The following is a 21,687-nucleotide window of genomic DNA, read 5'->3' as shown; positions in this document are numbered from 1 at the left end:
TTCGGTCCCGTCGTCACTTCACTAACCGAAGGAATCCAGATGACCATGCTCCCCACCCGTATCGCATCGGCCAGCCTGCTCGCCCTGTTCATGGCCGTGGGCGCCTCCCAGGTCTCGGCCCAGACCAGCGGCGCCCAGCCGCCGGCCGCCCAGCCAGCCCCCGCCATGCAGGCCGCCAACATCAGCGAGGACAAGCTGGAGAGCTTTGCCGACTCGCTCGGCGAGATCATGCAGATCCGCGAGGACTTCACCGCCCGCCTGGAAAAGACCGGTGACCCGGCCGAAGCCCAGCGGCTGCAGCAGGAGGCCAACGAGAAGATGATGGAGACCGTCGAGAGCAATGACCTGAGCGTCGACGAGTACAACGCCATCAACGCGGCCATCCAGAACGACCCGGAGCTGCGCAACCGCGTCATCGCGATGCTGCAGTAAAAGCGGCGGCGTATCACCGAAAGCCCCGGCGAACCTCGCCGGGGCTTTTTCGTGCGGGTCAGTCGGGCAGCTCGACGGTCACCTTGATCGCCGAATACCAGGCCGCCAGGTCGGCGATGTCCTCGTCGCTCAGTCCCTTGGCGATGATGCTCATCTGCGGATGCTGCCGCTCGCCGGCGCGGTAGGCGGTCAACTGGGTACGCAGGTAGAGCTCGGAGTTGCCAGCCAGGTTCGGCGCATCGGGCATCCTGCTCAACCCGTCCACGCCGTGGCAGGCGACGCATACGCGCGCCTTGCCCTTGCCGGCCGAGCGGTCGCCGGCCAGCACCTGGCCGCCGACGACCGTCAGCATCAGCACCAGCACCAGCACGCCGAGTCGGCGCAGCCCGCGACCTCCCGCCCCCGGAGCGGTGGAAGCGCCCATCAGTTCGGCGCCGAGTAGGAGATGCGGTAGATGGCGCCGGCGGTGTCGTCGCTGACCAGCAGTGAGCCATCCTTGAGCTGCGCCACATCGACGATGCGCCCGAAATACTCGCCCGTGTCCTCGTCCAGCCAGCCCTCGGCGAAGGGGATGGTCTCGCCGCTGGGCCCGCTGCCGTCGGCGGCGAACGGCGTGAACATCACCCGCGCGCCCGCGGGCACGGTGCGGTTCCAGCTGCCCCGCTGGGCGCTGAACAGCCCGCCCCGGTACTGCTCGGGAAACGCCTTGCCGGTGTAGAAGGTCAGGCCCATGTCGGCCGCATGGGCCACGGTTTCCACCACCGGCGGGGTCAGGCCCTCGGGCGGCGTTTCGTCGGCGTATTCGGTGGTGCGTGTCGAGCCGCCGCCGAACCAGGGCATGCCGAAGCGCATGCCGGCGCGTGGCGCGTGGTTGATTTCGCCGGGCGGGATGTCGTCGCCCATGCCGTCGACCTGGTTGTCGGTGAACCAGAGTTCCTTGCTCGTCGGGTGATAGGCGATGCCCACCGAGTTGCGCACGCCGGTGGCGTACACCTCGCGCTCGCTGCCGTCGCGCTCCATGCGCACGATGCCGCCGATGCCGTGCTGCTCGTAGAGTTCGCGCTTGTCCTTCGGCTGCACGTTGTGCGGCTGGCCGAGGGAGACGGTGAGCTTGTTGTCCGGCCCCACGGCACACACCCGCGCGCCGTGGTTGTAGCTTTCCTCCTCGCGCGGGATCAGCTCGCCGGTCGGCACCACGATGTCGGCCGCCACGTCCGGCCCCTCGTAGAAGAATTCGGCGGCGGGAAACACCAGCACGCGGTTGTGCTCGGCGACGAAGAGAAAGCCATCCGGACTGAAGCAGGGGCCGGGCTGGGTGAAGGTGATCGCCGGGGCGAAGCGCTTGACCTCATCGGCGGTGCGGTTCTTGGTGCGGTCGGTCACCGCCCACAGGTCGGTCTTGCGGGTACCGACGAAGACCACCCCGCTGGATGGCCCGACCGCCATGTGGCGGGCGCCGGGCACCACCGCATAGAGGTCGATGCGGAAGCCTTCGGGCAGGCGGACGCGCGCGAGATTGGCGCGGATCGCATCGGCGGTCGGCCCGGTCTGCGGCACGGTTTCCATGTCGAGCGATTGTCCGGTGGTCTTCATCGCACGCATGCGTTCGAGCGCTTCGTCGCTGGTGGGCTGCTGGGCGACGACGAGGCCGGCGGCCAACGCCAGCGCGGCGCCAAGAGACAGGGATACGGAGTTCATAGGGCACTCACCTCGGCGGGTGGCCACCTCGCGGATGGCCGTTTGTTGTTGTTGTTTTCGAAGCGCCTCCCGAGCGGCGGCCACGGGCGCCGTCAGCCCTCGGGTAATACGGGTTCGTATTGCTGAGCGTAGCGGCTGCCTGCCGCTTTGCCAGAAGCGGCCGTGCCGGCTGAGCGAACGGCGTTTACCGCGCCGGTGACATCGCGCCGGCGACCACGCCCTCGGCCTGCAGCTGCTCGAAGGCCGCGCGGGTGCGCAGCACCACGTCTTCGCCGGTCTGCCGGCTGTAGGCCATGTACAGGCCCGTCGTGGCGTCGAGGGTCAGGACGCGCTCGAGGCAGTCACCGGCGAGCCCGGCCTCCTCGCAGTACAGCTCCACCGCCTGTTCCGACAGCGGCACCAGGTCGACCTGGCCGTTGAGCAGGAGCCTGATGCTGTCCGCGCTGGAGGCGCTCACCACCAGCTTGGCGAACCCCCTGTCGTGCAGGTAGCGGTAGCGGACGTCTTCACGCGGCACGCCGATGCGGTAAGGCTTGGCCTGGGCCAGCTCGTCCACCTCGATATCGTCGCGCGCGGGCAGGCGGTACAGGTGGTAGTCGAGCCGCAGGATTTCCCCGACCCAGTGGAACAGCGCCTCGCGCTCGGCGGTGCGGGCGATCAGGTAGATCAGCACGTTGGGCTCGCGCAGCGCCCTGTCGTAGGCCCGCGCCCAGGGGTAGAGGCCGATGCGGTAGTCGTCCAGCCCGGCACGCGCGAGGGTCGCCTCGACCACGGCGGTCGCGGGGCCTGTCACCTTGCCCTGGCGCAGGTAGACGAAGGAGCCGTCTTCGGTGACCACCTGGATACGCTCGGCCCAGGCGCAGGGCGCCAGGCAGAGCAGCAACAGGACGAGAGGCAGGCGCTTCGGCGATCGGGTCATGAGGGTGGTCATCCTAGTCGGCGACCCGGTTGCGGCCCTGCGCCTTGGCCCGGTAGAGGGCCTCGTCGGCGCGGTGCAGCAAAAGGTCGAAACGGTCCATTGTTTCGGCATCGAACCCGGCCAGCCCGATGCTCAACGTCACATGCGGCGCCACCGGCGAGTCGCCATGGGGCAGCGCCCGCTCGGCCAGCCGCTGCTGGACGCGTTCGGCCGCCCGCCTGGCGCAGTCCTGATCGGAGCCCGGCAGGAGCACCACGAACTCCTCGCCCCCCAGGCGCGCGACCAGCTCGCCCGCGCGGCCGAAGGTGGACGACAGCGTTTCGGCCACGACCTGCAGGCAGCGATCGCCGGCGGCGTGGCCGTGGCTGTCGTTGTAGCGCTTGAAGTGATCGACGTCGCACATCAGCACCGTCAGGGGCTGGTTCAGCCGCTGGGCACGGCGAAACTCCACGTCCTTGAGTTCGTCGAACTGCCGCCGGTTGGCCAGCCCGGTCAGGGGGTCGCTGCGGCTGAGTTCCTCGAGCCGGGCATTGGCGGCGCTGAGCTCCGCGGTGCGCGCCTGCACCAGCTCGGCGAGGCGGTCGCGGTGCGCGGCGAGGTCCTGTTCGTCCTGGCGCTGGCGCTCCAGGTAGGTCGAGAGCTTGGTCTGCAACCGGTTGACGCCGGCCTCCAGCAGGCTCAGTTCGTCCTGGCGACGGGCCGAGCGCTCCAGCCGCAGATGCTTGCCGAGGTTCGCCGGCGAGAGCTGCGCCAGGTGCCGGGCGATGACCCGCACATGCAGGGTCACGGTCTGGTAGAACATCCACATGATCAGCCCGGCCAGCAGCAACGACTGGATCAGCTGGGTCACGACGATATCGATCAGCTGGCCGTAGAGCCGCTCCCAGAGAACGCTTTCGCTGCCCTCCAGGATGAGCTGCCCCACGACTTCCTGCGCCCCCGGATAAGGCTCGTAGACGAGCGTGCGCGAGAACGTCGGCGCCCGCTGCGTCGCCGGGCTCTGGCCGCGCGAACGCATCAGGATCTCGTTCGTGCGGCCGGCGCGCGGCAGTTGCAGCTCCACCCGGCCGACCGGCGCGGCCCTGGACACGCTGTCGAGCTGTTCCGACAGGGCCTCGCTGTCCATCTCCCAGATCGCCTTGGCCAGGGTCCGGCTGAACACCTGGTCGATCAGCGCGAGTTCCGACTCCATCGCATGCCGCTCGTTTTGCCAGGCGAACCAGCTGCGCACGCCCACGGCCACCAGGGTGAACAGCAGGCAGAACCCCAGCGTGGCGACCACCAGGCGGCGACCCAGCGACTGCTTGATCGGAGCTGCGGAGGTCACGACGCCGTCCAGCGGCGCGGGGCGTCCCATCTAGAGCCACCTGCGCGCGATGGCGTCGTAGCGGCCGTCGGCACGGACCCGCTCCAGGGCCTGGCGGACACGCTCGACCAGCTCGTCGGGTGTGTCGCGGCTGAACGCCAGGTTCAGGCCGTCGGCACCGCCCAGGTCGTCGATCGCCAGCTGGGCCACGGCGGTCTCGTCCGGGTTGCCGGTCGCCTGGCGCACCAGGTAGTGGGCGTTCAGCTCGTTGGAGATCCACAGATCGACGCGGCCGGCCTTGAGCTTCTCGTAGTTGTGCTCGTAGCGGTTGCTCGACTGCAGGTTGCGGCCGATGAGAAACCCCCTGGAAATCAGGTACTGCTCGCCGACGTCCTGCTTGACCGTGGCGATCTGATAGCCGCGCGCGTCCTCGAGGCTCTTGAGGTCGAACTGCCGACCCGGCAGGGAGAACAGGTACCAGTCGCTCGCGGCCAGGCTGCCGACCCATTTGAACAGCGCCTCGCGCCTGGGCGTGCGGGCGATCGAGTAGATCAGCACGTTGGGGGAATTGAGCGCGATGTCGTAGGCGCGCGCCCAGGGCATCGACTGGAAATGGCCTTCCAGACCCGCCTCCTCCAGCACCGCGCGGACCACCTCGGTGGACATGCCGGTGAGCTGGCCATCCACCGTCATGTTGTAGGGCGGCAGCTCCTCGGTGACCACCGTGATCGCCGGCTCGGCAAGCACCTCACAGCCCCACCCGAGCCACAACAGGACGGGCAGCAGCCACGCACGGCAGCGGGGCGGTATGTTCACAAGCGACTCCCTGGGCGGTCGGCCCGGACTACGGAGAAATCAGAAGGCATAGTGCCATCATTGTCAGATCGATCAAGTCAACGTTCTGTCGGCGGCGCGGGGAGGAACTTCAGCGCCCGGCGCGGCGGTGGCGTTTGCCGAAGCCCGCCAGCCGACAGGCGGTCATGTCCGCCGACCGCGAAGGCGGACGACCGGAGCGCTCCCGCCGGAACCTGCCGGGCCGGACGGCGTCCATGCTTCATGGACACGAACGACCAGACCCGCTTTCCCCCCGCCCCCTGGCACCTGACCGGCACCGCCTGCGTGTCGGCCTGGCGAGTGCCGACCCGGGACCTGCCTCCGGCGCCGAAAGGGCTGGACTACGCCACCCTGGGCGACGCCGCGCTGGTGCTGACGATCTGGGCGACCTATCTGCCGGGCGGCACGCTGGCCTACAACGAACTGGCCGTCGCGGCAGTGGTTCGCGGCCATGGCATGCTGGCACCCGCCGCCACCGTGACCCACATCTGGGTCGACGACGAGCGTTCGGTCGCCGGCGGACGCGAGCTGTGGTCCATTCCCAAGCAACCGGGCGACTTCGTCGGCGAGCCGCATGCCGACGCGAAGGGCTTCGCCGCCCGGCTGAGCACCGATGGCCAGCCGGTGGCCTCGGTCAGCTTCGCCCCGAACGTGAGCCTGCCGGGGCAGCCGAGCGCCAGCGGCTTCGTGATCCAGCAGAACGATTGCGGCCTGTTGCGCACCCGCTGCCGTGGTCGTGGGCGCCTGGTCACCGGCCGCGCCAGCTGGGACTTCGCCGCCGCCGGCCCGCTGGCCTTCCTGCACGGCAGAACGCCGATGTTCAGCCTGCGGGTGCGCGACCTGCAGGCCTCGTTCGGTATCTAGCCCCGCTTCAGAAATCTTCGCCCGGCTGACCGGAGCGCAACCAGCGGGCCAGGCCGCCCGGTCTCGGCGGCGGCAGCGCCAGACGGCGCCGCACGCCCCGTTCGGAGAGCACGCCCTCGGCCGCCAGCGCGCCGGCGCGCGTCGCGCTCTCCATGCAAAACGGCAACGCCGTGTCCACCCAGTCGCCGGCCAGCCACAGGCCCCGCTCCACCCGCGTCTGCGGTCGCGCCGTCTCGGTGCCGGGAAACGCGGCGGGGATGGCCATCGGAATGCGATGCACCGAGGCCGAGAGCAGCTGCGCGCGCTGCGCCCGGGGCGCGAACTCGGCGATCTCGCGGCGGGTGGCCTCGACGATGGCCTCGTCGGAAAGCGCCTCGACCCGCCCGCTCCAGATGATGTTGCTGGCGATCAGCGCGCCGCCCCGGGTCGTCGGACGGATGTTGCTCAGGTCGTAGAAGTCGGTATTGAACCCCTGCGGGCACCAGGGCCGTGCCCAGAACCGCGTGTCGGTGATCGGCCGGTCGAACCACAGGTAGCAGCTGATGTAAGGGCTGGGCTGGAACGACCGGGCCGTCCGCGCCAGCGCGTGGTCGGCCGGCAGCAACGGGGCGATGGCGGTCGGCGGCACCGCCAGCACCACGGCCGGCGTCTCGACGCCGGTGCCATCGGCCAGGCGAACGCCGGTCACCCGCCCCGGCCCGCGCAGCAGCCCCTCCACGCCGCAGCCGAGGCGCACCTCGCCGCCCCGGCGCCGGATGAACTCGATCGCCGGCCAGGCATAGAGGTCGCTGAGGCCGACCTTCGGCAGGCCGAAGGCGATGTCGTCGTGGCCGAGGGCCTGGCCCAGCAGGCGCATCAGCGAGGCGGCCGAGCAGCGCTCGACCGGCACCGCGAGAATGGCGATGGCCGCCGAGGCCCAGAACCAGTCGATGAAGAACTCGCTCACCCCGCAGCGCCTCAGGTGCTCACGGCCGCTGAGCGCGTCCAGCTTCATCAGCTCAGGTCCCGTGCTGCGCAGCGTCCGCCAGGCCAGCCGCGTGTTGCTGAGCAGGTCGGGCAGCGGCACGCTGGGCAGGACGCGCGGCAGGTTGCGCGCGAAATGCAGCGGCGCGGGCAGCCCGCCGACCTTGAAGTGCATCGAGCGGCCCCGGTCGAACACGGTCAGCAGCTCCTCGGTCTGCCACAGCACCTGGTCCGCCGTGCCCAGGCGTTCGAGCAGGGCGCGCATGTTGGCGTACTGGTTGAGCAGGATGTGCGGGCCGATGTCGACGCTGTCGCCCATCACCGGATCGCTCCAGCTGCGCGCCCGCCCGCCGGGCACCTCGGAGGACTCGACGACGGTGACCGCGAGCCCGGCGTCCGCCAGCCGCACCGCGCAGGACAAGCCGGCGATCCCGGCCCCGACGACCACCACGTCGGGCGTGGTCACAGGCAGGCCGACGCGCGTGCGACAGCCACCCGCCCACCGCTGCGATCGCCCGCCTTCCGGCAGGAGCGGCCGGGCAGGAACGGGGCATGGCGCGACAGGGGCAGCCGGATCGTGGACATGGGCGGCATCCGCGGTGGGGTTGAAGCTTCGACAGACCCCGCACCGGGGACGTTCAGCGGCCGGGCGATCCTGTCGCAGCCTTCGGCCAACACGCCGGGCCCGGGCGCAGGTACCATTCCGGTTGAAGCCCGACTGAAAAACGCGCCGCCCTGCGCCGGACGCGTCGCCGAACAAGGAAATACCCCATGACCGACACCACCCAGCAATTTGCCAGCGACAACTATGCGGGCATCTGCCCGGAAGCCTGGGCTGCCATGGCCGAAGCCAACCAGGGCCACCAGCGTGCCTACGGCGAGGACAGCTGGACGGCGCGGGCCGCCGATCACTTCCGCCGGCTGTTCGAAACCGACTGCGAGGTGTTCTTCGCCTTCAACGGCACGGCGGCCAACTCCCTGGCGCTGGCGGCCCTGTGCCAGAGCTACCACAGCGTCATCTGTGGCGACACCGCCCACGTCGAGACCGACGAATGCGGCGCGCCGGAATTCTTCTCCAACGGCTCCAAGCTGCTGCTGGCCCGCACCGAACAGGGCAAGCTGACCCCGGAGGCCATCCGCGAGATCGCCCTCAAGCGCCAGGACATCCACTTTCCCAAGCCGCGCGTGGTCAGCCTCACCCAGGCCACCGAAGTCGGCACCGTCTACCGTCCGGCCGAACTGCAGGCCATCAGCCAGACCTGCCGCGAACTCGGCCTGCACCTGCACATGGACGGCGCGCGCTTCGCCAACGCCTGCGAATCGCTCGGCTGCAGCCCGGCCGAGCTGACCTGGAAGGCCGGCGTCGACGTGCTCTGCTTCGGCGGCACCAAGAACGGCATGGCCGTCGGCGAGGCGATCCTGTTCTTCGACCGCAAACTGGCCGAGGACTTCGACTACCGCTGCAAGCAGGCCGGCCAGCTGGCGTCCAAGATGCGCTACCTCTCCGCGCCCTGGGTCGGCGTGCTGCAGAACGACGCCTGGCTGCGCCACGCCCGCAACGCCAACCAATGCGCCCGCCGCCTGGCCGAACTCGTGGCCGACGTGCCGGGCATCGAGCTGATGTTCCCGGTGGAGGCCAACGGCGTGTTCCTGCAACTGTCGGAGCAGGCCGCCGAAGCCCTGCGCGCCCGCGGCTGGCGCTTCTACACCTTCATCGGTGCCGGCGGCGCGCGCTTCATGTGCTCCTGGGACACCGAACTCGAGCGTGTCGAAGCGCTGGCACGCGACATCCGCGACGTGATGGGGGCCTGACGCAGCGCCAGCTCACAGGCCAGCCCTGAGCGTCGATCACCGCCGCGCGGGGAACGGTGCCGCCGCCGAGGGCTCGTCGGCCAGGGCCGGCGCGGACTGCGGTGGCAGCGAGGCGTAGTAGTCGGCCAGCGCCTGGATCTGCCCCGGAGTCAAGCGCCGGGCGGCGCTGTGCATCACCTGCGCGTATTCGCTGCCGCCACGCTGGCCGGCGGTGAACAGCTCCAGCTGCTGCTTGAGGTAGCGGGCGTACTGCCCGGCGATACGGGGGTACATCGGGTTGCGCGGGCCGGCCTTCGGGCCATGGCACTGCGCGCAGGACGGCACGCCGCGCTCCGGCACGCCGCGTTCGGCCAGTGCCTGGCCCTCGGCGAGCGTGGCCGGCGCGGGCGCGTCCGTTCGGGCGACGGCGGGCAGCCCGGCGTAGTGGCTCGCCAGGGCCTGCATCATCTCCGGTTCGAGCCCCGCGGCGATCGGCTGCATGATGCCGCTATGGCGCTGGCCCCTGGCGTAGGCCTGCAGCGTACCCAGCAGATAAGCCTCGCTCTGCCCGGCCAGGCGCGGGAAGGCGCCTTCGCCACGCCCCCCGCCGTCGGCGGCATGACAGCGGTTGCAGTTGGCCAATACAGGCTCCAGCGGGTCCTGCAGGGGGCGCAGGTGATCGGGCGTCACCGGCCTGGCGGTCTCGCCGGCGCGCTCGCCCAGCGCGAGTTGCCGGTAGCGCTCAGTCGACATCGTCGGCATCGCCTGGAGAAAGGCCACCAACGCCCAGACCTCGTCCTCGCGCTGGCGCGCCGGCCAGGCCGGCATGGCGGTGAACTTGACGCCGTTGCGCACGATCCAGAACAGCTCCCGCGCCTCCCAATGCGCGATCCGCGGCGCCAGCAAGGGCGGCTCGGGCGTCATCTGCCGGACGATCAGCGATTGCTGCTGCCCCGGCCCGCCATGACAGGCGACACAACCGGTGTGGTAATGCCCGGCGCCCTTGAGCACCAGCGCCGGATCGTCCAGCGGCGGCGCCTCGATGCCCATCGACTGGGTATGCACGGCGCGGCGCATCGCGTAGTGCAGGAGCCAGGCGGTGGCGGGCCAGTGCCCGGAGCTGGCGCTTATCGACACCAGGCCCAGGGAAACCAGGGCGAAACCGCCCAGCCCGGCGAGCGCGCCCAGCAGCGCGACGGTCGCGAGCACGGGCTTCCAGGCGCCGGTCAGCCAGCGGAGCCAGCGACGCAGCAGGCGCCTAGCCGAGGGAAACGGCATTGCGCTTGTCCTGCAGCAGGCCGGCGAGCAGATACAGCCCGCCGATCAGGTAAGAGGTGCCGCCGAACGCCAGCATGATGATGCCTCCCATTTGCTGGTCCTCGAGTGGGCTCAGGGTCGACAGCGCCGATCCGCTGTGTTCGAACAGCGGTCGGCTCGCCATCGTCAGCAAAACGCCCAGCAGCGTCATGTGCATCGAGGTCAGCAGCAGGCCGGCGATACCGGCCAGCGCGCGGCGGTTGCGGTCGCCGCCGAACGCCGCGAGCCACACCAGCAGGCCGACGAACAGGTAGCTGCCCTGCTCGAGCGACTGCGTCGCCTGCGAGGCGCGCGCCGCGTGGTGAAGGGCCGGGACGTGCCAGGCCCAGACCACGAACAGCTCGATCACCGAGGCCAGGATCGGCGAGAACAGCACGGGCATCCGGCTCGACGGGTCGAACCGGCTGCCGGCGATCCCGATCGCCAGCAAGGGCGCGGCGACCGCAACCACCATCACGTGCATCAGCATGTGCCCGACGAACAGCTGATCGGCCATGGCGGGCAGCGGGCCGAGCCACACCGCGACCAGCGTACCCAGGCCGAGCACCAGCGACAGCGGACGCCAGATCATGCGCAGCTCCTGATGAAGACGACGCACAGCGCCACGAAGATCGTCGCGACGAAGCTCAGCCCGCTGAGCAGCAGGGTCGAGAAGCCGAGGAAGCGGTGGCGATCGCCCGGCGTGTCGAAATCGTGCGGCGCCGTCGCATGGCCGAAGCTGTGCTGGCGCCAGCCGCGCCAGCCGGTCAGGGCGATGCCGACCAGGGCGAACAGGGTCAGCACGCCGATGGCGAGGCGGATATCGCCCAGTTCGCCGCCACGGCCCGCCACCTTGGCGCACCACACGGCGGTCGCCACATAGGACAGCACGAAGTGCACCGCCCAGATGGCCGGGCCGAAGGTGATCAGCCAGAGCGTATCGCGCTCCTGCGGCGGCGCTTCGGGCGCCTGCTGCTCGATCGGACGTGACGGCTCGCTCATGCGACCTCCGGGAAGCCGGCGATGACCGCGACGGTCACCGCGACGGTGATGAACATGAAATGCCAGTACAGCGCGACATTGCGGATGTCGATGTCGTACACGGCAGTCATCCGCCCGGCGGCACGGCGCGCCAGGCAGTAGAGCTGCATGATCAGGCCGACCGCCAGGTGCAGCAGGCACCAGAGCACCAGCACCCAGACCGTGGCGGGGTAGACGTTGCTGGTCGGGTCGAGGCCGCTGAAATGCGGGCCGGCCCAGAGCGACCAGGCACCGGCCAGGGTGCAGACCGCCGCCAGCCCTAGCGCCAGGTAGAAGCCCGCCGCCCGGTCACGGGCGTTGCAGCGCCGGGCCAGCAGCGTCAGGCCCCAGGACGCGACGATCAGCGCCAGCGCGAGCACCGGCCAGAACGCGCCTGGCCCCGCGGCGTCGGCAGGCGGGAAGTCGTCGTGCACCGTCCAGAAGAAGAAGTAGCCGAACACCAGGCTGGCGAAGGCGCTCATGTCGCCGATCATGGTGATGAAGGTCGCCCACCAGCCCACCGACTTGGCGCCCGAGGCATAGAGCGGCACCGTCACGTTCAGGCCGATGTCCTTGTGCGGCTTCTCCGGAATCAGCGCGGTGCCGGTCCACAGCCAGACGAGGATGGTGATCAGGGCCAGAGCGCCGCTGATCAGCGCGGCGACATACCAGCCGTAGGTGGAAAGGATGAACAGGCCACCGGTGAACACGGCCGCCCACAGGCTGAGGAACGTCGGACCCGGCACGCGCAGGCACTGGATCGGCTCGGCATCGATGATGCTGCTGATCAGGGTTTCGCGCTTGCCCTCCTCCGCATCCGGCAGATAGAAGCGCCCGGCATCGACGTCGCGGGTCAGGTTGGGCTGATCCCACAGCGGATAGCGACTCCTGACGATCGGGATCGAGCGCACGCCCCAGGACTTGCCGGGGATTTCGGCGAGCCATTCGAGGGTGCCGGCATCCCACGGATTACGCGTGCTGTCAGGCTGCCTGCCCTTGGGCCGCAGGACATCCCAGACCAGTACCGCGACGCCCGCGGCGAGGATGAAGGCGCCGACCGTGGAGACCATGTTGAGCACATCGAACCCCATCCCCGGCGCATAGGTGTAGACGCGCCGCGGCATGCCCAGCAGGCCGGTGAAATGCATCGGCAGGAAGGCGACGTTGAAGCCGATGAACATCAGCCAGAAGGCGATCCGCCCGAGGCGAGCGGACAGCGTCTTGTCGCGCACCAGCGGATAGAAGTAGTAGAGCGCGGCGATCACCGGGAACAGCATGCCGCCGATCAACACGTAGTGCAGGTGGGCCACGACGAAGTAGGTGTCGTGCGCCTGGAAGTCGAACGGCGCCAGCGCCACCATCACCCCGGTCAGGCCGCCGAGCACGAAGATCGCCAGCGCGCCGGCGATGAACAGCATCGGCACCGATTTGACGAAGCGCCCCGCCAGCGCCGTCGCGAGGAAGCAGAAGATCTGCACACCGGTGGGAATCGCCACGGCCTCGGACGCCGCCGAGAAGAATGCCAGCGAGATGCCCGGCATGCCGGTGGTGAACATGTGATGCACCCACAGGCCGAAGCTGATGAAGCCGGTGCCGACCGCCGCCAGCACGATGAAGCTGTAGCCGACGATGGGTCGCCGGGCGGCGGTGGGTACGATGGTCGCCACCAGCGCCACGGCCGGCAGGAAAATGATGTAGACCTCCGGATGGCCGAAGATCCAGAACAGGTGCTGCCACAGCAGCGGATCGCCGCCGCGGGTGTGGTCGAAGAACGGCCAGTCGAAGGCGCGCTCCAGTTCGAACAGCAGATCGCCGGCGATCAGCGGCGGGAAGGCGAACAGGATCATTCCGGCCACCACCAGGATGTACCACGAGTAGAGCGGAATCAGGTTGATCCGCATCCCCGGCGGCCGCGTCTTGAGCACCCCGACGATCAGCTCCACCGCCGCCGCCAGCGACGCGACCTCGATGAACGACAGCCCGAGCAGCCAGATGTCCACGCCGAGGCCGTCCTGGTAGGCAGTGGTCAGCGGCGGGTACATGAACCAGCCGCCCTCGGGCGCGACGCCGAAGAAGATCGAACCGCAGACGAACACCCCGCCGATGATGAAGCACCAGAAGCCGTAGGCCGACAGCCGTGGAAAGGGCAGGTCCCGCGCACCGAGCATCTGCGGGAGGATGAGGATGGAAAAGGCCTCGAAGATCGGTACACCGAACAGGAACATCATCACCGTGCCGTGCAGGGTGAAGACCTGGTTGTAGGTTGACGCGGACAGCAGGTCGTTGTCCGGCACCGCCAGCTGGGCGCGGATCAGCATCGCCAGCACGCCGGCGAAGAGGAAGAACAGAAAGGACACGCCGGTGTACCAGAGCCCGACCTCGGTATTGTTCACCGCCGACCAGTAGCGCCAGCCGGTGGGGGTCTTCCAGGCCGCGGCGAGGCGTTCGGCCTGCGCCCTGGCGCGAGCCTCGTCCTGCGGGTCGAGGTACTGCGAAGGCTCGCTCATTTCAGGCCACTCAGATAATGCGCCATGGCGCTCAGTTGCACCTCGGGCAGCATGCCAAAGGCCGGCATCCTCACGTCCGGCTTGATCGCGCCGGTGTGGCCGATCCAGCGCTGGAAGGCGTCGACATCGGCGGGCAGCGTGCCGGCGGCGAGGCTCAGGCGGCTGCCGACGTGGGTCAGGTCCGGCCCGAGGGTGCCGTCGGCCTCGGTACCGCGCACCTGATGACAGGCACCGCAACCGTTGGCGAGAAAGGCCCGCTGGCCCGCCTGCTGAAGCTCGGACGCCGGCACCCGCGCCGGCTCGGCCTGTGCGGCGAGCCACTGGTCGAATTCGTCTCGCGGCATCACCACCACCACCAGTTTCATCAGCGCATGGGAGGTCCCGCAGTATTCGGCGCAGACTCCGCCGAAGGTGCCGGTGCGCGTCGGCTCCAGCACCAGCTCGTTGGTGCGCCCGGGAATCATGTCGACCTTGCCGCCGAGCGACGGGACCCAGAACGAATGGATCACGTCCGGGCTGGTGAGGCTGAAGGCGACCCGCTCGCCGACCGGCAGGCGGATCTCGTTGGCCAGCTCGATCGCCTCCCCCGCCTCGCCCCGGTAACGCACCCGCCACCACCACTGCTCACCGGAGACCTCGATGCGCAGAGCCACGTCCTCGGACGGGCGCAGCTGCGACATCAGCATCAACCCGTAGATCAGCAGGCCGGTCAGCACCACCACCGGGAAGACGATGCCACCGCCGAGAATCAGCCAGCGGGCGCTGCGAATGCCGTGGGCTTCGGGGTGCGCCTGGGTGACGTACAGGGCGATGCCCATCACCGCCATCCAGATCGCCAGGGCGCCGCCGGTCATCCACCAGAACAGCGTGGCGATGCGTTGGGCCTCGGCACCGGCCGGGTTCAGCGCAGACTGCTGGCCATCGCAACCCGCCAGCGCCGCGAGCAGCAGCAACAGGCCGAGGTCACGCAGCCTGAGGCAGGCTCGGGCGAGGTCGCTCGTCAGAATGGGCCACATAGTCCGCCTCGCTGAAGGTCACGTTTTGTGACACCCCCGCGGCCAAAAAGGTTGATCGAACGCCGTGACAGGTGGTCGGGCGGACCCTCCCGGCGTTGCGCTTGTCGTACAGAAACACGCGCTGAACGGGAAACAACATGGGAATGGACAGGCACCCTCGTCGCTATCTGCTGGCCCTGGCCGGCGTGTATCTGCTGTTCTGGATCGTCCTGGCAATCGAGCCGGCGGACCGCCACGACTGGCTGCTGGAGAACCTGCTGGTCCTGGGCCTCGTGATCGCCCTGTTGTCGGCCCATAAGCACTACCTGCCCTCTCGCGCCGCCGCGACCCTGATCTTCCTGTACCTGTGCATCCACCAGCTCGGTGCGCACTACACCTACGCCAAGGTGCCCTACGACAGCTGGTGGCAGGCGTTGACCGGCCACAGCCTGGACCGGCAGATGGGCTGGGAACGCAATCAGTTCGACCGACTGGCGCACTTCAGCTACGGCCTGCTGCTGGCCTATCCGATTCGCGAAGTGCTGATCCGCCTGGGCCTGCGCCCGGGACTGTGGAGCCTGATACTGCCGGTCGATATCGTGCTGTCGACCTCCGCCATTTACGAACTGATCGAATGGGCCGGGGCGCAAATGCTCGGCGGCGGTCTCGGACGCACCTTCCTGGGCACCCAGGACGACCGCTGGGACCCGCAAAAGGACATGGCATTGGCCGCAGGCGGAGCCGTCATCGCCATGCTCGTCACGGCGTTCGCCACCCGGGCGTGGCGCTCGAAGCCGGGTTCGGGCTGACCCGCGACCGGCTCCCGGGGCGGGCCATGCCGGCATGCGCCCCGTCGCACATATCGCCACACTGGTCGCATTTTTCCGGCGGGACTGCCATTAGCATGGCCGCCCCGCACGCGGGCGGCAGCGTTTTGCCGGCCCATGACCGAACACTCCAGGAGGCATCATGAAAGGGATCTCATCCGTCACCCTCCTCGCAACCCTGCTGACGCTGAGCGCCTGCGCCAGCCGCCCCGCGCTGGACGAGCGCATCGTCGGCAGCTGGAATGGCCTGCGCGAGCAGAGCGGCAGCTGCCAGTTCCTCGCCTGGCGCTCCGACTTCCAGGCTGACGGCCGCTTCGCGATCACCTTCTTCCGCGACGCCGAGCGCACCCGCCCGATCCAGACCGAGCGCGGCCAGTGGCATGGGAGCAACGGCAGGAGCGTGCTGAAAACCGACGGAGTGCCCACCGCCGAGGTGTACGACTATTCGGTGATCGACGAGAACACCATCCACTACGTCAACACGGTCAAAGACCCCACCGCCGCCAGGAAGACTACGCCTTCACCGAGCATCGCGTCCGCTAGCCCCAGCCGCGCCGGCTTGCGCCGGGCATCCGATCCGGTGCGCATCGCCCGACATGAAACCTTCATGACCTTCGCATAGGGTCGGCGGAACCCTTGTCTGCAGCCGCCGGAGGTCTCGTGTCCGCACCCGAAGCCCAGTTGCACCATCGCCCGCGCCTGGCCGATCTGCGCCCGTTCGGCCATCCGACGGCCCTGGCGCCGATCGCCGAACTCGCGCCCCCTCGGACAACTCCGGCCGAAGCGCTGGCTGACCGGGAAGGCTACCGCGCAGATTTTCTTGGGGATTTCCAGGTCCCCTGGCCGAGCCTGGCCGAACCCTACCGGGACGACCTGCTGCCGATTCCCGGCAGCTCCCAGGACCGGCTCGATTACACGCACTTCTCCATCGCCATGTCCAAGCGCCGGCGCCTGGCGCTGTTCGTCGGGGTGAACATCGAGGGCGGCTCGCTGGTCGAGGTGATACGGAACCGGGATCGCTGGGCCTATGACGGGCGCATCCCCACGCAGGCGCAGATCGGCGAATTCCTCTACGCGGACAACCTGCTCGACCGCGGCCACCTGGTGCGGCGCCAGGACCCGAACTGGGGGCCGCTGGCCGAACAGGCCAATGCCGACACCTTCCACTTCACCAACTGCGCGCCCCAGATGGCCGGCTTCAATCAGAAGAACTGGCTGGACCTGGAAAACTACCTGCTCGACAACACCCGCCGCTGGCAGGCGCGCGCCACGGTCTTCAGCGGCCCCGTGTTCAGCGAGGACGACCGGCTCTACCGCGGCGTCCCGATACCCCGTGCGTTCTGGAAGGTGGTCGCCTTTCTCGGCGACGACGGCCGCCCCTCGGCCACCGCCTACATGATCGACCAGTCCGGCGAGCTCGACCGCCTCACCGCCCTGTTCGGCCGCTTCCGGACTTACCAGCGCAGCGTGCTGCAGATCGAACGCCTCACCGGCATCGACTTCGGCGCGCTGTCCGACTACGACGGCTTCTCCAACGAAGAACGCGCCACCGGCACGCGCATCGAGGCCGAGGTACGGGTGCTGGGCGACATCCGGGTGTGACGCCGACGCCCGCGGCTAGCGCGCCGTGAATCAGGTGGGTTGACGGCGCACCCGCACCGGCGGATCGGTTAGAGTCTGGCGAATCGTTCCATCACCAGGAGAACCCCATGCGCTCGCTGCTCACTGCGCTGTTGCTTGCATTGCCCCTGACCGTCACGTCGCTCGCCGCATCGGCGGCCGAATCGCCGGTCGGGCGTTGGCAGACCATCGATGACGAAACCGGCAAGCCCAAGTCGATCGTGACGATCGAAGAAGCCGCCGACGGCACGCTGACCGGCACGGTGGCCGAGATCCTGCAGTCGGACCACGGCCCCAACCCGGTCTGCACGGCCTGCTCCGGCGAACGCAAGGACCAGCCGATCACCGGCATGACCATCCTCTGGGGCCTGAAGCCGGCCGGCGACAACGTATGGAGCGGCGGCGAGATACTCGACCCGTCCAAGGGCAAGACCTACCGATCCAAGATCACCCTGCTCGATGGCGGCCAGAAACTCGAGATGCGCGGCTACATCGGCGTCGAAGCGCTGGGCCGCACGCAGACCTGGGTACGCGAGTGAGGGGCCGAGGAGACTTAACGCACGCACTGGCGTGACGAAAGTGTGCGGGCCTGCCTGGCCACCCGCCGCCATCGCGACTTCCAGGCCATGGCAGCGGCCCGCCCGCCTAGGCCGGCTGACGTTCAGGACGGGTTTGCAGCACCGTCTGAAGCTCATCGACCAACCTGTCCACCTGCTGCAGCCCCTCGTCGACGGAACGGGCCAGCACCTCTCCCCCGATCTCCTGGCCTTCGATCGCGATGCGGTGGAACCGGGTGATGCCGATGAATTCGAGCGCCGTGATCAGGTTCGGCTCCAGGTGATTCATGTGCGCCATGGGGCCGCCGGGCCCGAAGCCGACGCCGCCCCTGGCCGCGAGAATCACAGCGTGCCGGGGCCGGTCCGCCAGCCTGGGAACGTACGGGTCCGTCGGCCGGTTCTCGTCGACGTCCACCGTCCTTCCGGGGCGCACCACCTGGTCGATCCACGCCTTGAGCGCAGCAGGCATGCCGAAGTTGTATAGCGGCGCGCCGATCACCAGGACGTCGGCGGCGATCAGCTCGTCGACCAGCTGATCGCTCTCCGCCAACGCCTGCTCCATCCAGGGCAACCGTCGCTCTTGGGGCGTGAAGCTGGAGGCGATCCAGTCATGGTCGATGAACGCAGGCGGCTTCTGGCCGATGTCCCGGTAGGTAACGGCGTCCTGCGTGCGGGCGGATAGCCACCGGTCAACGAACCGCCGGGTGAGCCTGCGGCTGTGCGAGCCGTGTTCGTCGGTGCCGGCAAGACCAGGGCGGGCACTGGCGTCGATGTGCAGAATACGAAGCATGGCGTATCTCCTCAGTTCCAAGTTGAACTCATCTGAAATGACGACATACTCAGGCTAACGACCGCCATTGACAGCGGACAAACGATCTTTTCTTGCCACCACAGGTGAACTCAACTCAACCATGAAACGCCAGCTTCCTTCCCTCTCCGCCCTGCGCGCCTTCGAGGCCGCGGCGCGCCACGAAAGCGCCAAGCAGGCGGCGCAGGAGCTGTCCGTCACGGCTACCGCCATCAGCCACCAGATCAAGGGCCTGGAAACGGCGCTGGGCATCGCGCTCTTCGTGCGCAGGCCCCGGAAGCTGGAGCTGACGCCACAGGGACGGGAGCTGCAGCAGGTACTGGAGTCGGCATTCGACAGCATCGGCAATGTGGTCGAGCGCCTGAAGGCGGCGCCGGCCCGGCAGACGGCCACGCTGTCGACCACACCGGCGGTCGCCGTGCGCTGGCTGCTCTGTTGGGTTTGCCTGCTGCGCGAAAGCCATCCCGGAATCGACCTGCGCTTCCATGCCTCCCACGAGCCGGTCGCGCTGGACGGGGTGACCGCCGATCTGGCCATCCGCTACGGCGACGGTCTCTGGCCGGGGCTGGTCGCCGAGAAGCTGTTCGACAACACCTTCATCCCGACCTGCAGCCCGCTGCTGGGGCTGACCGACGTGGCGCAGCTACCGGCCCATCCGCTGATCCACTTCCGCAACAACGATGCCGTTTCGTCCCCGCTGGAATGGGCCACCTGGCAAAAACTGGCGAAGGTGCCTGGCCTGGACGTGACGGCCGGATTGGTGTTTTCCGACGAAACCCACGCCATCTCGGCGGCCGTCGGCGGACAGGGCGTTGCGCTGATGAGCCGCCAGCTGATCCAGGACGAGCTGGACCAGGGACGGCTGGTGCAACCCTTTGGCCCGACGATCGAGGGCAAGCCGTTCTACCTGGTCTATCCGCAAAGCCGGGCAAACGACCCTGTGATCCTGGCGATCCGAGACTGGGTGATGTCGATACCGGGCAGGGCTTGAACCCGGATCAAGGGCCCGCCACCCCGTGAAAGCGGTCGGGGACGCCTAGTCTTGACCGCGAATCAGCCGAACGACGACACACCACGCTGCTCAGGCCCCATCCGGCAACTCTGGCAGCCCTCCGGCACGCTCGAGCAAGGCGTCCAGCGAGCCGCGCACCTCGTCGAGCAGGCCCGGGACGTCCAGGTCGAGCAGGCGACCGTCGCGCTTGCGGACGATGCCATCGACGATCACCGTGTCGACATTGGCCGGCGTCGCCGAATAAACCACTAGCGCCGCGGGATCGGTATCGCCGGGCCGCGCCAGGTTGAGCGCATCGAGATCGAGCAGGATGACGTCGGCCCGCTTGCCTGGCGTGATCGAACCGATCTCGTCCTCCAGCCCGAGGGAACGGGCCGCTTCCAGCGTCGCCAGCTCGAGGATGCGACGCGGTTCGACCGCTGTTTCGGAGCGCAGCGCCCCGGACTCGGTCAGCGCCAGCAGGCGCATGTTGGCGAACAGGTCGGCGGTACCGGCCAGGGCCGGCCCGTCGATGCCCAGGCCGATGAGCCCGACCGCCTCGTAATCATTCAGTTGCGTGAGGCCATAGCCGACGCGCTGCTCGGTGATCGGCGTCAGCGACAGCGAGGCACCGGCCTGGCGGAACGCCTCGAGCTGTTCACGCGTCGCCCCGGTGGCGTGCACGATCTGCACATCCGGCCCCAGCAGGCCACTTGCCACCAGCGCCCCGTTGCGCGCCCCGCCGGAATGCACCGAGACCGGCAGCCCCAGTTGCCGCGCCGCCTCGATCTCCTGCCGGCCAACCGCCAGAACGCCCGCATCGTCCCCGCTGCCAACGCCGCGCCAGCCGAGGCCCAGCGAAACCCGCCCCTCGGGCCAGTCCGCCGCGACCTGGGCCAGGTGCTCGAGATCGATGGCATGATCGTCGGGCAGGTCGTCATGGGCGCCATACAGCAGCCGCGCGCGAATACCGCTGTCACGCAACGCCTCCAAGGACGCCTGCAGATGCTCCGGACCGCGCAGGTTGTGGAAGAACTCGACACTGGTGGTCACGCCCGCAGCCAGGCTTTCCAGAGCGCCGAAGGCGGTACCGATACGGATGTCCTCGGGCGTGTAGTGCCGCGCCAGGTGCTTCTTCAACAGGAAGTAGTCGGTCTGCGGCGTATTACGAAACTCCCCCCGCGCCGCGCTCAGCCAGAGATGGGTATGGGTGTCCACCAGACCGGGAAGCAGCAGCTTGCCACGCCCATCGATCCGCTGCGCCTCGGGGTCCGAGAGCCCCTCGCCGACCTCGACGATGCGGCCATCGCGTAGCAGCACATCCGCACGCGGCAGGTCCCCCAGCTGCGGATCGAGGCTCATCACCTGCGCCCCCTCGATCAGCAAGACACGCGGCTGTGCCTGCAAGTGGGAAAAGAACGCCAGCAGCACCGACAACAGGACACCGGACGCGAGAGAAGAGATGATTGAAAAGCGCATGGCGGGCTCCGCTTCAAGGGATTGCCTTCCAGTGAAGTGATGACCGGGGGGTGGGTCAAGGGAGAGGGGCGAAGAAGTCCTCTGGCTTATCTGGCATGGGACGGTGGAATAGTCACGTTCGAGGTGTCCGTAGAATCAGGAGCAGTACACGCAGCGAAAAAATGAATCTGTCCCGTTTTCCTCTCAATTACTTCTTTTCTGAAGACTTTTCCTCTCCTCCCCCTCACCTGCATACAAATCCGCCTTATTTAGGGAGACCTTGTCATACCGCGCTGCTGAGCGCGCCGGGCTCGACCGGCACAAAAAAGGGGACAGATTTATTTAATCGACCAACATGTTAGCGGGAAAATAAATCTGTCCCCTTTTCTGCCGCATCAACTGACCAAGCCCTGCTATGGCCTCACCCGGAGCCAGCAGCAGGCGAACATGGTTAGTCATCAAGCAGTAGGCATAGACCTTGACGCCAAAGGCCTCCTTCAGCTCACGCAGATCCGCCAGGTATCGCTGGTAATCTTCGTCGGCGGCGAACACGACCTGGCGGTTATGGCCTCGCTGGACGACATGGTGCGGGTAGTTCGGTATAACGAGACGGCCCATCCTAGGCATAACGACCTCCTTCCGTAGAGACCTTCAGCTTAGCCGATCAGGTGAAAAATAAATCTGTCCCCTTTTTTCCGTCCCCTTTTTCCGGGCGGAACGACGCAAGGACCCGCTGGCCTTAGAAAAAAGGGGGCAGATTATTTAATCGACCGCCATGTTAGCGGGAAATAGATCTGTCCC

At 68.3% G+C, this 21,687-nt stretch carries 21 protein-coding genes and 1 pseudogene; 8 read left to right on the top strand and 14 right to left on the bottom strand.

All coding sequences use genetic code 11. From position 1 onward, the window contains the following. Window positions 1–39: 39 nt before the first annotated feature. A complete protein-coding gene (locus tag DN824_RS09365) occupies window positions 40–432 on the top strand; it encodes a DUF4168 domain-containing protein (RefSeq protein ID WP_138408089.1) in 393 nt (130 codons plus the stop codon). Window positions 433–490: 58 nt separating this feature from the next. Here the strand turns inward: DN824_RS09365 and DN824_RS09360 are convergent, their stop codons facing one another. The 5 genes from DN824_RS09360 to DN824_RS09340 all read right to left on the bottom strand — a co-directional run bounded on the left by DN824_RS09360 (window position 491) and on the right by DN824_RS09340 (window position 5,141). Continuing rightward, a complete protein-coding gene (locus DN824_RS09360; protein WP_241666682.1) occupies window positions 491–856 on the bottom strand; it encodes a c-type cytochrome in 366 nt (121 codons plus the stop codon). Beyond that, complete coding sequence (locus tag DN824_RS09355; protein WP_138408087.1) at window positions 856–2,130, bottom strand: PQQ-dependent sugar dehydrogenase; 1,275 nt, start codon at window positions 2,128–2,130, stop codon at window positions 856–858. Before DN824_RS09355 ends, DN824_RS09360 begins: the two co-directional genes overlap by 1 nt. 184 nt (window positions 2,131–2,314) lie before the next feature. Further along, window positions 2,315–3,049, bottom strand: a complete 735-nt coding sequence (locus DN824_RS09350; RefSeq protein WP_138408086.1) for a substrate-binding periplasmic protein — start codon at window positions 3,047–3,049, stop codon at window positions 2,315–2,317. A gap of 13 nt (window positions 3,050–3,062) precedes the next feature. Continuing rightward, window positions 3,063–4,406, bottom strand: coding sequence for a GGDEF domain-containing protein (locus DN824_RS09345; RefSeq protein ID WP_138408085.1), 1,344 nt, complete (start codon window positions 4,404–4,406; stop codon window positions 3,063–3,065). Then, window positions 4,407–5,141, bottom strand: coding sequence for a substrate-binding periplasmic protein (locus DN824_RS09340; protein ID WP_414718410.1), 735 nt, complete (start codon window positions 5,139–5,141; stop codon window positions 4,407–4,409). A gap of 270 nt (window positions 5,142–5,411) precedes the next feature. Here DN824_RS09340 and DN824_RS09335 point away from each other — a divergent pair, with 270 nt between their 5' ends. Further along, complete coding sequence (locus tag DN824_RS09335) at window positions 5,412–6,053, top strand: acetoacetate decarboxylase family protein (protein WP_138408083.1); 642 nt, start codon at window positions 5,412–5,414, stop codon at window positions 6,051–6,053. A gap of 7 nt (window positions 6,054–6,060) precedes the next feature. Here DN824_RS09335 and DN824_RS09330 read toward each other — a convergent pair whose 3' ends face one another. Continuing rightward, window positions 6,061–7,482, bottom strand: a complete 1,422-nt coding sequence (locus DN824_RS09330; protein ID WP_158295375.1) for a hydroxysqualene dehydroxylase — start codon at window positions 7,480–7,482, stop codon at window positions 6,061–6,063. Between the two features lie 305 nt (window positions 7,483–7,787). Between DN824_RS09330 and DN824_RS09325 the strand changes: the two genes are divergently transcribed. Then, complete coding sequence (locus DN824_RS09325; RefSeq protein ID WP_138408081.1) at window positions 7,788–8,828, top strand: threonine aldolase family protein; 1,041 nt, start codon at window positions 7,788–7,790, stop codon at window positions 8,826–8,828. Between the two features lie 36 nt (window positions 8,829–8,864). Here DN824_RS09325 and DN824_RS09320 read toward each other — a convergent pair whose 3' ends face one another. Genes DN824_RS09320 through coxB form a run of 5 tightly spaced genes read right to left on the bottom strand, consistent with a single transcriptional unit; the run spans window position 8,865 to window position 14,646 of the window. Then, entirely contained in the window at window positions 8,865–10,085 is a 1,221-nt protein-coding gene (locus DN824_RS09320; RefSeq protein ID WP_138408080.1) for a c-type cytochrome, read from the bottom strand. Continuing rightward, window positions 10,066–10,695 (bottom strand): cytochrome c oxidase assembly protein, encoded by a 630-nt coding sequence (locus DN824_RS09315; RefSeq protein WP_138408079.1) that lies wholly within the window; start codon window positions 10,693–10,695, stop codon window positions 10,066–10,068. The genes DN824_RS09320 and DN824_RS09315 overlap by 20 nt, the downstream gene beginning before the upstream one ends. Next, on the bottom strand, window positions 10,692–11,105 hold the full coding sequence (locus tag DN824_RS09310; protein WP_138408078.1) for a hypothetical protein: 414 nt from the start codon (window positions 11,103–11,105) through the stop codon (window positions 10,692–10,694). The genes DN824_RS09315 and DN824_RS09310 overlap by 4 nt, the downstream gene beginning before the upstream one ends. After that, the gene (gene ctaD / locus DN824_RS09305) at window positions 11,102–13,630 is read right to left on the bottom strand and encodes a cytochrome c oxidase subunit I (RefSeq protein ID WP_138408076.1); all 2,529 of its coding nucleotides are present in this window, start codon (window positions 13,628–13,630) and stop codon (window positions 11,102–11,104) included. The genes DN824_RS09310 and ctaD overlap by 4 nt, the downstream gene beginning before the upstream one ends. Then, window positions 13,627–14,646 carry a cytochrome c oxidase subunit II gene (coxB, locus tag DN824_RS09300; protein WP_138408074.1) on the bottom strand — a complete coding sequence of 340 codons (1,020 nt, stop codon included), beginning with the start codon at window positions 14,644–14,646 and terminating at the stop codon, window positions 13,627–13,629. The genes ctaD and coxB overlap by 4 nt, the downstream gene beginning before the upstream one ends. Before the next feature lie 137 nt (window positions 14,647–14,783). Here coxB and DN824_RS09295 point away from each other — a divergent pair, with 137 nt between their 5' ends. The 4 genes from DN824_RS09295 (at window position 14,784) to DN824_RS09280 (ending at window position 17,611) form a co-directional block, all read left to right on the top strand. Continuing rightward, entirely contained in the window at window positions 14,784–15,434 is a 651-nt protein-coding gene (locus DN824_RS09295; protein ID WP_138408073.1) for a DUF2238 domain-containing protein, read from the top strand. Window positions 15,435–15,594: 160 nt separating this feature from the next. Further along, on the top strand, window positions 15,595–16,074 hold the full coding sequence (locus DN824_RS09290; protein ID WP_349751433.1) for a hypothetical protein: 480 nt from the start codon (window positions 15,595–15,597) through the stop codon (window positions 16,072–16,074). Window positions 16,075–16,112: 38 nt separating this feature from the next. Continuing rightward, window positions 16,113–17,054, top strand: coding sequence for a DNA/RNA non-specific endonuclease (locus DN824_RS09285; protein ID WP_138408072.1), 942 nt, complete (start codon window positions 16,113–16,115; stop codon window positions 17,052–17,054). Between the two features lie 107 nt (window positions 17,055–17,161). After that, window positions 17,162–17,611, top strand: a complete 450-nt coding sequence (locus DN824_RS09280; protein WP_138408071.1) for a DUF2147 domain-containing protein — start codon at window positions 17,162–17,164, stop codon at window positions 17,609–17,611. Between the two features lie 106 nt (window positions 17,612–17,717). On the opposite strand, the gene DN824_RS09275 is transcribed toward DN824_RS09280, so the two are convergent. Next, window positions 17,718–18,419, bottom strand: coding sequence for an FMN-dependent NADH-azoreductase (locus tag DN824_RS09275; RefSeq protein WP_138408070.1), 702 nt, complete (start codon window positions 18,417–18,419; stop codon window positions 17,718–17,720). Between the two features lie 121 nt (window positions 18,420–18,540). On the opposite strand from DN824_RS09275, the gene DN824_RS09270 reads away from it, so the two are divergent. Then, a complete protein-coding gene (locus DN824_RS09270; protein ID WP_174236488.1) occupies window positions 18,541–19,428 on the top strand; it encodes a LysR substrate-binding domain-containing protein in 888 nt (295 codons plus the stop codon). A gap of 90 nt (window positions 19,429–19,518) precedes the next feature. Here the strand turns inward: DN824_RS09270 and DN824_RS09265 are convergent, their stop codons facing one another. Both DN824_RS09265 and DN824_RS09260 read right to left on the bottom strand, forming a co-directional pair. Next, on the bottom strand, window positions 19,519–20,907 hold the full coding sequence (locus DN824_RS09265; RefSeq protein ID WP_206666161.1) for an amidohydrolase family protein: 1,389 nt from the start codon (window positions 20,905–20,907) through the stop codon (window positions 19,519–19,521). Between the two features lie 369 nt (window positions 20,908–21,276). Then, window positions 21,277–21,513: pseudogene (locus DN824_RS09260) on the bottom strand (transposase); the annotation flags it as partial. Window positions 21,514–21,687 lie beyond the last annotated feature (174 nt).

The organism is Stutzerimonas nosocomialis (assembly GCF_005876855.1).
Lineage (GTDB): Bacteria > Pseudomonadota > Gammaproteobacteria > Pseudomonadales > Pseudomonadaceae > Stutzerimonas > Stutzerimonas nosocomialis.
Note: the sequence above shows the minus strand (reverse complement) of the source record. Positions and strands in the feature narration are given on the sequence as shown.